The organism is Pseudomonas frederiksbergensis, from assembly GCF_003732665.1.
Taxonomy (GTDB): Bacteria; Pseudomonadota; Gammaproteobacteria; order Pseudomonadales; family Pseudomonadaceae; genus Aquipseudomonas; species Aquipseudomonas frederiksbergensis_G.
Genome location: NZ_MOBP01000014.1, coordinates 167,018 through 179,144 on the forward strand (window position 1 = coordinate 167,018; position 12,127 = coordinate 179,144).

The following is a 12,127-nucleotide window of genomic DNA, read 5'->3' on the forward strand; positions in this document are numbered from 1 at the left end:
CACCAAAGAACTACCTGAAGAAACTCATAAGAACCGCCTGAGGAGATCCCCATGAACGCTGCCGTAGACGTTCTGCAATCCACCCATCAGCACATCAACCGCGACCGCTTGTGGCAGTCGCTCATGGAACTGGCCAAGCTCGGCGCCACGGTCAAGGGCGGCGTGTGTCGCCTGGCCCTGACCGACCTCGATCGCCAGGCCCGGGACATGTTCGTCAACTGGTGCGAGGAGGCCGGTTGCACCGTCACCGTTGATGGCATCGGCAACATCTTCGCCCGTCGCCCCGGGCGCAACCCGGACTTGCCACCGGTGATGACCGGCAGCCACATCGACACCCAACCCACGGGTGGCAAGTTCGACGGCTGCTTCGGCGTGCTTGCCGGCGTGGAAGTGCTGCGCACCCTCAACGACCTCGGCGTGGAAACCGAAGCGCCGCTGGAAGTGGTGGTCTGGACCAACGAAGAAGGCTCGCGTTTTCCGCCGTGCATGATGGGCTCCGGGGTGTTCGCGGAAAAATTCACCCTCGAAGAAACCCTGGCCAAGGTTGATGTCGACGGCGTTTCGGTCGGCGATGCGCTGAACGCCATCGGTTATGCCGGGCCGCGCAAGGTCAGCGGCCATGCGGTCGGCGCCTATTTCGAAGCGCACATCGAACAAGGCCCGATCCTCGAAGACGAACACAAAACCATCGGCATCGTCATGGGCGCCCTCGGCCAGAAATGGTTCGACCTGAAGTTGCGCGGCGTCGAAGCCCACGCCGGCCCGACCCCGATGCATCTGCGCAAGGACGCCCTGGTCGGCGCCGCCGTCATCGTAGGCGCCGTCAACCGCGCCGCCCTCGGCCATCAACCCCACGCCTGCGGCACCGTCGGCTGCCTGCAAGCCTACCCGGGCTCGCGCAACGTGATCCCCGGCGAAGTGCGCATGACCCTCGACTTCCGGCATCTGGAACCGGCGCGCCTGGACTCGATGATCGCTGAAGTGCGCGAAGTCATCGAAACCACCTGCGAGGAACACGGCCTCACCTTCGAACTGACCCCCACCGCCGACTTCCCGCCGCTGTACTTCGACAAGGGCTGTGTCGAAGCCGTGCGCGGCGCCGCCCAAGGGCTAGGCTTGTCACACATGGAGATCGTCAGCGGGGCAGGGCACGACGCAATCTTCCTCGCCGAACTCGGCCCCGCCGGGATGATCTTCGTACCCTGCGAAGGCGGCATCAGCCACAACGAAATCGAAAACGCCGCGCCGCAGGATCTGGCGGATGGCTGTGCGGTGTTGTTGCGGGCGATGCTCGCGGCATCGGCGGCGATTGCCAGTGGTCAACTCGCGGCTTGAGTTGAACACCTTCGATTGTTCACGCCCCGATGCGGCGTGAACAACCGATCCCCCGTAGGAGCTGCCGAAGGCTGCGATCTTTTGATCTTGATCTTGATCTTCAAATCCAAATCGCATCCCACAACGGATAGTCGCCCATCCGTTTTACCAACCCTGCCCGCAACGGGTTCATGACGATGTACCGCGCGGCGCCCTTGATATCTTCATCCTGGCGTAACGCCCGGTCGTAATAACCGCGTTGCCACAATCGGCCTTGATCGCCACGCCGAAGATTGATCGAACGACTGCTCCTGGATTTGATGCGGCACATCAGCTCGGCCAAGGTGCCGTTATGCAGCTCCACCAACCAATGCAAGTGATCCGGCATCACGACCCAGGCCATGGACGTGACGTTCGATGTTTCGTCTGCGCTACGCAGTTGATCGACCAAAAGTCGCCCCAGCCGCCAATCGGCGAACACGGGTCGACGTTGTTCGGTGACGGCGGTCAGCAGATAGATGCGACCGGATTCGGAGAAACGAGCTTTGCGCAGGCGACATCCATGTGCAGCAACAGGCATTCCTTTGCCCTCCTTGGAGTGGTGATAGAGGAACGTTAGTCGCTGGAGCTTTCGCTGTTGATCAAAGCGTTTTCATGATGTTTCTGTCGCGTCGAAAAGATCAAAAGATCGCAGCCTTCGGCAGCGCCTACATTGACCGCGTGGGAACCCGATCCGCGTAGGAGCTGCCGAAGGCTGCGATCTGTAGAGGAACGTTAGTCGTTGGCTTTTTTTTGCTGTTGGCCGAAGCGTTTACATGATGTTTCTGTCGCGTCAGAAGATCAAAAGATCGCAGCCTTCGGCAGCTCCTACATTGACCGCGTGCGAACCCGATCCGCGTAGGAGCTGCCGAAGGCTGCGATCTTTTGATCTTTGACGGGCGCGGCCTCGGGGATGTTTGCCGCACTATCCCAACCCCCCGCGGTCGTAATCTTCACAGGGCGGCGCGTGACAGCGCCGCCGCACTTTTTGTGGAGATCCAATGAGCCAGGACGTCCTGACCACCGAAACCAATCGTCGTCAGTTGCAGCAGATCATCGCCGGGTTGTCCGACGGGGTGATTTTGCTGGAGCTTGACCAGACCATTCTCTGGGCCAATGACGCCGCGCTGGCGATGCACGGTGTCAGCAAACTTGATGAGTTGGGGGCCAATGCCAAGGAGTACGCCAAGCGTTTCGCCTTGCGCTATCGCAACAATCACCCGGTGCCGGCGGGCAACTACCCGATCAACCGGATTGCCCGGGGCGAGATTTTCAGTGATGTGCTGGTGGAAGTGATGCCGGCCGACGACGAAGAACGCATGCGGGTTCACAGCGTTCGCAGCATGGAACTGGCTGACGGCGCAGGTAAGGTGGAATCCCTGGTGCTGATCATGAATGACGTCACCGAATGGGCCAGTGCCGAGCAGCGTTTCGAGAAGACCTTCAACGCCAACCCGGCCCCGGCGGTGATTTGCCGTCTGAGCGATTTGCGTTACATCAAGGTCAACCAGGGTTTTCTGGAAATGACCGGCTACGCCCGTGATCAGGTGATCGGTGTCTCGACCTATGAGCTGGACGTGCTCGATGGCGCGGAAAAGAAGGACCTGGCGATCGAGCGCTTGCGCCAGCACGCGACGATCCCGCAAATGCAGGCCGAGTTGAAATTGCCCGGTGGCGGCAGCAAGCAAGTGGTGGTGGCCGGGCAACCGCTGGAGCTCAACGAAGAAGACTGCATGCTGTTTTCTTTCGTCGACATGGAGCCTCGGCACAAAGTCGAACTCGCCCTGCGCCAAAGCGAGGAACGCTTCGCCAAGGCCTTCCGCCTGACGCCGGTGCCGACGCTGGTGTGCAGCGCCGAGAATCAACTGGTGCTGGACGCCAACGAAGCCTTCTTTGACACCCTGGCGTACCCCAGCGAAGAAGTGCTGGGCAAGACCGTGGCCGAGATCGACTTTATCGACGACAAGGGCACCCGCACACGGCTATTCGCCGCTCTGGAGAAGGCCGGCAGGCTGGATCGCGTGGACGTGCGGGTGCGCAGGAAGGGCAGTGAGTTGATTGAGTGCGCAGTGTCGGCCGACACCGTGATCATTCAGGACAATCCTTGCTACCTGCTGGTGTTGATGGACATCACCGAGCGCAAACGTACCGAGCTGGAACTGGTATCCGCCATCGAAGAGGTGATGAAAGACGCGTCCTGGTTCAGCCGCACCCTGATCGAAAAACTGGCCAACGTGAAGAGTGTCAATTCACCGAAGTTGCCCAGTGTGTCGTTCACTGACCTCACGGCCCGGGAGCGCGATGTGCTGGGGCTGATCTGCGAAGGCCTGGCCGACAAGGAAATCGCCGCACGCCTGAAACTGGCACCGAACACCGTGCGCAATCATGTTTCCACGGTGTATTCCAAGCTGGATGTACACAGCCGCAGCGAGGCCATCGTCTGGGCCCGGGAGCGTGGATTGTTCTCCAGCGAATGGCGGCCGAAGGCCCAGCGATGAGGTGCAAATGCACTAGCGCCCGGGGTGCAAATGCAAGTTCTGGCGCGGGACGACAGTTCTTAATCTGTCAGGGTGCGGTAGGCGTCTGCGGACCGCTACCGCGTCCCCTTCGAAACAGCTAAGGAACAGTCACATGGATTACAAACACTTCAACAGCGTGTTCGTTTCTGCAGTGTTGGTCGGGTAAATCGGGATGATTTATTTGACGCAATTGCGTGCTCAACTGGAGCGCAGTTTTTCGCCGCTGGCCTGTGACTGCACGCTCTCGGGCGACAAATCCTTGACCGTGAAGCTCTATCACCCGGCCTCGGGGCAAGTGGATCTGGTGGTCAGCGGGTTGAGTGTGGCGAACCTCAGGACCCCGGAAGCGGTGGTGGCGTTGATCGAAGAGCTGCGCTATGAGCTTGAGAGCAACGGCCTGCATCGCCCCGAAATCTCATAAGCCACACACCTGACCCTGTGGGAGCGGGCTTGCTCGCGAAGGCGCAGTGTCAGTCGACATCGATGTTGACTGTGCTGGCCTCTTCGCGAGCAAGCCCGCTCCCACATTAGATTTGTGTCAGGCCCATCATTTGTGATCGATACAAACCTCCGTTTCAGGGTGTTTACTGGCATTGGCCGGCGGCTGGGCTATAAGAAATGCGTGGTACTTATTTTTCTGTGACCGGTCCGCGGCTGCGCGGTGTTATTTCGTGTCGCGGAAACACGTCGATTCGCCACCGCAGGTCAGCCTATGAACAGTCTTGGGAAACGCCGTTTTACGCCACTGTCGCTCGCATTCTGCGCCGTGATTTTAAGTGGTTGTGCCAGCCCGCCGCCTCCGCCCCCCATTACGCCGCCGCCACCACCGCCTGAACGCACCTGCGAAACCCTGGATAAAACCGATGTGATGGGCGATGCGCGCATGGACGAGCAGGTGACTCGGGTCACCACAACCACACGCTGCGTGACTCAATAACCGAGTGGATACCCAATACCCTGTGGCGAGGGAGCTTGCTCCCGCTGGGTCGCGAAGCGGTCCCCGGCAATCTTTCAGATCGACCGAGTCGCCTGGATTGACGACTGCTTCGCAGCCGAGCGGGAGCAGGCTCCCTCGCCACAGGTTCAGTGCCAGCCTTTGCTGACAGGTATTCTCATACCTCCTCGATGCTGACCCAGCGTGATTCGTTGGCGGCCAGGCGAGTGGCCGTTGCCAGCCGTTCGACTTCCCAGGCCTGCTCGAAATCCGTCCCGCCTTGGCCGAGCCCGGCCAGCGCCATCATCAGGTCATGCACTTCCAGCGTCTTGAGTTCGTTGTAACCCAGTTGATGCCCCGGCGCCGGGCTGAACGCCGCATAGCCTGGCAGACTCGGCCCCGCCAGCAAGCGCTGGAAACCGTCCTGCCCGGCACGAAACAGGCGCAATTCATTCAAGCGTTCCTGATCGAAGGCGAGGGTGCCTTTTGTGCCGCTAATCTCGAAGCTCAGGTGATTCTTGTAGCCGTGCTTGAGCCAACTGCTGCTGAACGTGCCCCGGGCGCCGTTGGCAAAGCGCAGCAGCGCGTGGACCTGATCGTCCACGGCGATGGCGCGTTGTTCCTGGCTGCCGGCGGTGGCGGGGCGTTGCCGGTGCACGGTCTGGGTGTCGGCGCACACCGCTTCGACATCGCCCACCAGATAACGGGCCATCGCCAGCAAGTGACTGCCCAGGTCCGCCAGGGCGCCACCGGCATGCCCGGCGTCGCAACGCCAGGACCACGGCGATGCGGCGTCGGCCATGAAGTCCTCGCTGAACTCACCCTGGAAACTGATCAGGTCACCCAGTTCGCCGTTTTCAATCAGCTCCCGCGCCAGACCGATCATCGGGTTGTGTTGATAGTTGTAACCCACCCGCGTCACCACGCCCGCTGCTTTCGCCGCCAGGCGCATGGCGTCGGCCTGTTGCAGATTCACCGCCAGCGGCTTTTCGCAATACACCGGTTTGCCAGCGGCGAGGGCGGCCATGGCCATGGGGTAGTGCAGGTGATTGGGGGTGGTGATAGCGATCAGATTGACCTTTGGGTCATCGATCAATTGTTGCCAGTCGCTGTGGGCACTCTCGAAGCCCCAGGATTCCGCACACTGCCGGGCGCGTTGCGGATCGGCATCGGCCAGGGCGGCGAGCCTGAGTTTCAGGGGCAACTCGAAAACCGCGCTGACATTGCGAAACGCCAAGGCGTGGGCACGGCCCATGAAACCTGTGCCGATGAGTCCGATACCGAGTTCGCGCATAGCCGGGGTCCTTTTGGGTTTTTGTTTTCAGGAGGGCTATTTATGGAATAAATATTCCTGCATTGCAATATTTGGAATAAATATTCTCGCTGCATGATCTCCACCGTAGGAGCTGCCGAAGGCTGCGATCTTTTGATTTGGCGTCCGCAAGACCGCTAAAGATCAAGATCAAGATCAAAAGATCGCAGCCTTCGGCAGCTCCTACGGTGGGATCGTAGCGGGCAATAAAAAGGCAGCTTTGCGGCTGCCTTCGAGTCTCCGGCGACACGAATCAGGACAGAAACCCACCATCCACATTCAACGAAACACCCGTGGTGTAGCTCGACGCATCACTGGCCAGATACAACACCGCCCCGGCCATCTCACTCGGATCCGCCACGCGCTTCAACGGAATCTGCTGCAACGCGGTCTTCAGAATTGCGTCGTTCTTCACCAGTGCCGAAGCAAACTTGGTATCGGTCAGCCCCGGCAATAACGCGTTGCAACGAATGCCGAATTGCGCGCATTCCTTGGCGAAGACCTTGGTCATGTTGATCACGGCGGCCTTGGTCACCGAGTAGATGCCCTGGAAGATCCCCGGCGAGATGCCGTTGATCGAGGCGACGTTGATGATGCTGCCGCCGCCGTTGTCGCGCATCAGCTTGCCGGCTTCCACCGACATGAAGAAGTAGCCGCGAATGTTCACGTCGACGGTTTTCTGGAAGGCGCTGAGGTCGGTGTCCAGCACGTTGCAGAACTGCGGGTTGGTCGCCGCGTTGTTGACCAGGATGTCCAGGCGCCCGAACTGTTCGCGGATCGCGGCGAAGACTTGGGTGATCTGTTCCATTTCGCCGATGTGGCAGGCGATGGCGGTGGCTTTGCCGCCGGCGGCGATGATCGCGTCGGCCACGTGTTGGCAGCCGTCGAGTTTGCGGCTCGAAACGATCACATGGGCACCTTGCTGGGCCAGCAGTTTGGCGATGGCTTCACCGATGCCACGGCTGGCGCCGGACACGAAAGCGATCTTGCCGTCGAGGTCGAACAACTGAGTCTTGGACATGATGTTTCCTTGTTATGGAGCCGAATCAGAGGCTGGATTTCTGGATGACCTGCAAGCTCATCTGCTCCAGCAGTTTGTTCATGTGAATGAACTGCGCGAAGCGTTTGTCCTGGGTCTGGCCATGGAAAAAGCGGTAGTAGATCTGCTGCACGATGCCGGCCAGGCGGAACAGGCCGTAGGTGTAGTAGAAGTCGAAATTGTCGATCTGGATGCCTGAGCGTTCGGCGTAGTAATCGACGAATTCACGGCGGGTCAGCATGCCCGGCGCGTGGCTCGGCTGGCGGCGCATCAGTTGCACCGGCGCCGGGTCCCCGGCTTCGATCCAGTAGGCGAGGGTGTTGCCCAGGTCCATCAGCGGGTCGCCGAGGGTGGTCAGTTCCCAGTCGAGCACGCCGATGATTTGCATTGGGTTGTTCGGGTCGAGGATCACGTTGTCGAAGCGGTAGTCGTTGTGGACGATGCTCGAGGTCGGGTGGTCGGCCGGCATCTTGTCGTTAAGCCAGGCCTTGACCACGTCCCACTGCGGCGCGTCCGGGGTCAGGGCTTTCTCGTAGCGCTCGCTCCAGCCCTTGATCTGGCGGGCGACGTAGCCTTCGGGTTTGCCCAGATCAGCCAGGCCACAGGCCTTGTAGTCGACCTGGTGCAGTTCGACGAATTTGTCGATAAAGCTTTTGCACAGGGCTTCGGTCTGCGCCGAATTCAGACCCAGTTCCGGCGGCAGTTCGGAGCGCAGGATGATGCCGTTGACCCGCTCCATCACATAGAACTCGGCGCCGATCACCGATTCGTCGGTGCAGTGCACGTAGGCCTTGGGGCAGTAGGGGAAACCGTCCTTGAGCTGGTTGAGGATGCGAAACTCGCGGCCCATGTCGTGGGCGGACTTGGCCTTGTGGCCGAACGGCGGGCGGCGCAGGACGAATTCCTGGCCGGGGTATTCGATCAAGTAGGTCAGGTTCGACGCACCACCGGGAAACTGGCTGATCGCAGGCTCGCCGCTCAGGCCCTGGATATGGGCCTTGAGGTACGGATCGATCAGGCTGGCATCAAGTTCTTCGCCGGAGCGGATACGGGTGGACTGATCAGTAAGCGCCATGCTTATCCCTTCTGCTTATTTTGGAGGCCAGACATCATTGGCTAATCTAATGGTGAGACGGGCGTGCCACAAGCGTGGCCCGGTCTTATAGGTTAGCGTGTTGCAGGATAATCAGCGTTCCGAATGGGCGCGTCGCGGGCGCGGCGGGCTGTGGCTCAGAGGATGCAACGCTTCCAGGAAGGAGCTTTGAAATGGGCTGTCCGCAAGTCTGTGCCACTGCCACCCTGCAATGCAGCTTCGGCGCGGCCCCCGCCGTAATCCACACGCGATCAACGGTGAGAGCGAGCCTGCTCGCGAAGGCGGCGTGTCAGCCGACATTGATGCTGGATGTGCCGGCCTTTTCGCGAGCAAGCTCGCTCCCACAGGGGATTTTGGGTGAATGCAGAAGGCGCGTCTGACGCCGATCAAACGGTGGGAGCGGGCTTGCTCGCGAATGCGGTGTGTCAGTCAACATAACCGCTGAATGACACACCGCTTTCGCGAGCAAGCCCGCTCCCACAGGTTTTGATGGTGTCAGCCAATTCGGCTAACCACCGTCGTCGGCAGCACAACCGGCGTCAGCACCGGCCGGCCGGCGAAGAATGCCACCAGGTTTTTACCCACCAGTTCCACGGTGCCTTGGGTCGCTTCCGGGGACAGGCCGGCGACGTGGGGCGTCAGGATCACGTTGGTCAAAGTCTTGAGGGCGTCAGGCACTTTGGGTTCGTGGTCGAACACATCCAGCGCCGCGCCGCCGATCCGTCGTTGTTCCAGGGCGCTGATCAGGTCCGCCGTAACCACCACACTGGCCCGGGCAATGTTCACCAGGAAACCATTAGGCCCCAGCGCATCCAGCACCTGACGGTTGATCAGGTGTTGAGTACCGACCCCACCCGGCGTGGCGACGATCAGGAAGTCCGACGCCCGGGCCAGTTCGGTGGGGGTCGAGCAGTAGCTGTAGGGCGTGTCGCTGCGGTGCTGGCGGTTGTGGTAGCTCACGCTCATGTCGAAACCATGGGCCGCCCGCTTGGCAATGGCCATGCCGACCGCCCCCAGCCCGAGAATCCCCAGGCGTTTACCCGCCAGGGACGGGCGCATGATTTTCGGCCATTCACCACGGCGCACCGCCGCATCGGCCCGGGGAATGTCGCGCACCAGGGACAGAAGAAGCGCCATCGCGTGGTCCGCCACCGAAGACGCATTGACTCCGGCGCCATTGGTCACGGTAATGCCCCGGTCGCTGGCGGCCTGCAGATCTACGTGTTCGTACCCGGCGCCAATCACGCAAATTATTTTCAGGGCGGGCAGGGCGGCGATTTCTTCGGCATACAACCCCAGTGGACCCCGGGTCAACACGGCATCGACGCGTGCGCCATGGGTGGCGATGGCCTGGGCTCGCTCGGCGGGCGTTGGTGCGAGGATCAGGTGAAAGCCCTGATGTTCAAGAATCGGCAGGTAGTCATTAATGGTTTCAACCAATACCAGAACGGTTGTGGTCATGCTGGGCTCCTGTGGGCATCGAAATGTCGGGGGCTCGAAAGTCTTTTCAGATTGCTGATTCCAGAGCGGTTTGGCAATTACCAAAGATCATAGGCTATGGGTTGGAGCCCTGTGGGAGGGTGCGCCCCGTTTCCGACGCCGTGCAGGGCTCTGTAGGAGCAAAGCTTGCTCGCGATGGCGATTACGAGGACGCCATCGCGAGCAAGCTGTGCTTCTACGGGATTGGGGTTGCGGTCAGAAAGTCTCGGGCCGCATCGAGGATTTCTTCGGACAAGCCATCCCCCCGAGTCGCCCGCGCCAGAGTCAGCGCACCCACCATCAGCGAATAATCCACCAACGCTCGCTGCCGATTCACCTCGGGCTGGTCCGCGCCCATCAGCGGCGTGAGCATTTGCAGCAAGGCTTCCAGGCCTTGGGTGTAGGTCTGGTGCAAGCCGCTTTCGGCGGTTTCGTGGCACATATCGCCGGCAAACGCGGTGACCGGGCAGCTTTCCCCCGGATTGTCGCGGTTGGCCGTCGACAGGTAGGGCGCGATGATGCTGGCGCGGGCCGAGAGTTGGTCGCTGCTGTCGTCGATTTTCTGTTTCCAGCGTTCCATCGACTGCGTGAACGCACGGCTGCAAGCCTCTTGCGCCAGGGCTTCCTTGGACTCGAAGTGGCCATAGAAGCCGCCGTGGGTCAGGCCGGCGGCGCCCATCACGTCGACGACGCTGATCCCGTGCAGACCGCGCTCGCGAAACAGGCGCGTGGCGGCCTCGACGATGATTTCGCGGTTGAGTTCGGCTTGTTTGCGGGACACTCGAGGCATGGCGGACTCACATTCTTAAAAACGTATTGATGGCCGGCATCTTAGGGAACTGCCGGCGCCGTGTCTTCCTGACGGGTTGATTCAAATACTCGGTTTCGGCGCGACCTTCGGCGCCAACGTCGGGTTTTTCTTGCCCGATTGCAGGACGTAGACACCGCCCAGGATCAGCAACATCGCCAGCAGGTCGAGGCTCTTGATCGGTTCACCCACCAGCAGAGTGCCAATCAGTAATGCAATCACCGGCGGTATGTAAGTCACACCGGAAGCGGCGAGGGCGCCCAGGCGTTGCACGATGAAGTAATAAAGGATGTACGCGATGCCGGTGCCGGCCAGGCCCAGACCGAGGATCACCCCTGTCAGTGCTACCGGATCGGCGCTGATCGCGCTCATGCCGTGCATATCGGTAATCAGCGTGATCAACACCAGCGCCAGACCAATCTGGTAAGTCGACAGCGCCAGCGGCGACAGGCCCAGGGGTGTAATGAAGCGCCGCGCATACACGAACGAACAGCCCACGCTCAGCGAGCCGGCAATCATGTACAACACACCGCGAACATCCACGCCTGCGGCCAGGCTGTTCCACGGCCGGGCGATCAGGATCACCCCGACAAACCCGAGGAAAATGCCGAAAGCGGTGCGACGATTCAACGGCTCGGCCCGCAGGAACAGCCATGCCGTCACAAAGGAAAACAGCGGGATTGCGCCGCTGAGCATCCCGGCCACGCTCGATAACAGCAGCGAGGTGCCTTTGGCGAAGGCGTAGTAGTAAATCACCGTCGCCAGCAGCGCCATGACCAGGAAGTGATGGCTATGACGCAGGTGCGACCAACTCAGGCTGCGGCGCACCAGGGCGAAGATCAGGATCGGCAGGAACCCGAACAACACCCGCAGGAAAACAATCTGGGTCGGGGTAATCCAGGCAGCCGCCCACTTCATGAAAATGAAGTTGGTGCCCCAGATCAGGCCGAGCAAAGCGAACGCGATATACGCGGCCTGTTTCATGGTTGTACTCCTGGGGCGGTGTGATGGATTGGACCTCTCAACCGGCGAATTGACCGATGCCATTGCCGAACGACCAGTTCTCGCGCTTGACCTCTACCAGGTTGATAAACACATCTTCCAGACGCACGCCCAACTCGCTGTTGAGGCTCTCGGCGATGGTTTTGTAGAGCAGTTTTTTCGCCTCGGTGGTGCGGCCCTCCATCAGGGTGATCTGGATAATCACCAGGCCATCGGTGCGGTTGATGCCCATGAAGGTCGGGTCGTAGATGAAGTGGTTTTCATCGTGCTCGGCGAGGATCTGGAAATTGTCGTTCTCGGGCACATTGATGGTGCTGTGCATCGCCGCATAGATCAGCTTGCCGACCTGCTTGGCGAAGGTGGGGTCCTGGTGCTTTTTGATGTCGATGCGAACGAGTGGCATGGGATGACTCCGCGGGTGGGGGCTGACGATCAGCAGGTGGATTGAAAATACATGACGTCCGTCCTTTATTAAATAGATTTTTTAAAACATCTATTAGTTTCCGACGCAAGGGGGGTCAGGAGCGAGCCTGCTCGCGAAAGCGCAATACCTGCAAACATTAATGTTGAAAGGTGAAATCGCTTTCG

11 protein-coding genes and 1 pseudogene are annotated in these 12,127 nt (G+C 60.3%); 4 read left to right on the top strand and 8 right to left on the bottom strand.

The window, feature by feature from the left end; genetic code table 11:
* The first annotated feature begins 51 nt into the window (after positions 1 to 51).
* Positions 52 to 1,335: a Zn-dependent hydrolase gene (locus BK665_RS22640; protein WP_123408841.1), complete on the top strand. Its 1,284-nt coding sequence runs from the start codon at positions 52 to 54 to the stop codon at positions 1,333 to 1,335.
* A 100-nt stretch (positions 1,336 to 1,435) separates the two neighbouring features.
* Here BK665_RS22640 and BK665_RS22645 read toward each other — a convergent pair whose 3' ends face one another.
* Positions 1,436 to 1,894, bottom strand: coding sequence for an REP-associated tyrosine transposase (locus BK665_RS22645; RefSeq protein ID WP_123408842.1), 459 nt, complete (start codon positions 1,892 to 1,894; stop codon positions 1,436 to 1,438).
* Between the two features lie 460 nt (positions 1,895 to 2,354).
* On the opposite strand from BK665_RS22645, the gene BK665_RS22650 reads away from it, so the two are divergent.
* A complete protein-coding gene (locus tag BK665_RS22650; RefSeq protein WP_123408843.1) occupies positions 2,355 to 3,851 on the top strand; it encodes a helix-turn-helix transcriptional regulator in 1,497 nt (498 codons plus the stop codon).
* A gap of 193 nt (positions 3,852 to 4,044) precedes the next feature.
* Positions 4,045 to 4,293 (top strand): DUF1652 domain-containing protein, encoded by a 249-nt coding sequence (locus BK665_RS22655; protein WP_123408844.1) that lies wholly within the window; start codon positions 4,045 to 4,047, stop codon positions 4,291 to 4,293.
* Positions 4,294 to 4,984: 691 nt separating this feature from the next.
* Here BK665_RS22655 and BK665_RS22660 read toward each other — a convergent pair.
* The 3 genes from BK665_RS22660 to BK665_RS22670 form a co-directional block, all read right to left on the bottom strand.
* On the bottom strand, positions 4,985 to 6,100 hold the full coding sequence (locus BK665_RS22660) for a Gfo/Idh/MocA family protein (protein ID WP_123408845.1): 1,116 nt from the start codon (positions 6,098 to 6,100) through the stop codon (positions 4,985 to 4,987).
* Positions 6,101 to 6,371: 271 nt separating this feature from the next.
* The gene (locus tag BK665_RS22665) at positions 6,372 to 7,139 is read right to left on the bottom strand and encodes an SDR family oxidoreductase (RefSeq protein ID WP_054047414.1); all 768 of its coding nucleotides are present in this window, start codon (positions 7,137 to 7,139) and stop codon (positions 6,372 to 6,374) included.
* 25 nt (positions 7,140 to 7,164) lie between these two features.
* Positions 7,165 to 8,232: a phosphotransferase family protein gene (locus tag BK665_RS22670; protein ID WP_123408846.1), complete on the bottom strand. Its 1,068-nt coding sequence runs from the start codon at positions 8,230 to 8,232 to the stop codon at positions 7,165 to 7,167.
* A 191-nt stretch (positions 8,233 to 8,423) separates the two neighbouring features.
* Here BK665_RS22670 and BK665_RS22675 point away from each other — a divergent pair.
* A pseudogene (locus tag BK665_RS22675) lies at positions 8,424 to 8,490 on the top strand (DUF4280 domain-containing protein); the annotation flags it as partial.
* 255 nt (positions 8,491 to 8,745) lie between these two features.
* On the opposite strand, the gene BK665_RS22685 reads toward BK665_RS22675, so the two are convergent.
* The 4 genes from BK665_RS22685 to BK665_RS22700 form a co-directional block, all read right to left on the bottom strand.
* A complete protein-coding gene (locus BK665_RS22685) occupies positions 8,746 to 9,711 on the bottom strand; it encodes a 2-hydroxyacid dehydrogenase (RefSeq protein ID WP_123408847.1) in 966 nt (321 codons plus the stop codon).
* 214 nt (positions 9,712 to 9,925) lie between these two features.
* On the bottom strand, positions 9,926 to 10,519 hold the full coding sequence (locus BK665_RS22690) for a TetR/AcrR family transcriptional regulator (protein WP_123408848.1): 594 nt from the start codon (positions 10,517 to 10,519) through the stop codon (positions 9,926 to 9,928).
* Positions 10,520 to 10,600: 81 nt separating this feature from the next.
* Entirely contained in the window at positions 10,601 to 11,521 is a 921-nt protein-coding gene (locus BK665_RS22695; protein WP_123408849.1) for a DMT family transporter, read from the bottom strand.
* A gap of 37 nt (positions 11,522 to 11,558) precedes the next feature.
* On the bottom strand, positions 11,559 to 11,942 hold the full coding sequence (locus BK665_RS22700) for a tautomerase family protein (protein ID WP_123408850.1): 384 nt from the start codon (positions 11,940 to 11,942) through the stop codon (positions 11,559 to 11,561).
* Positions 11,943 to 12,127 lie beyond the last annotated feature (185 nt).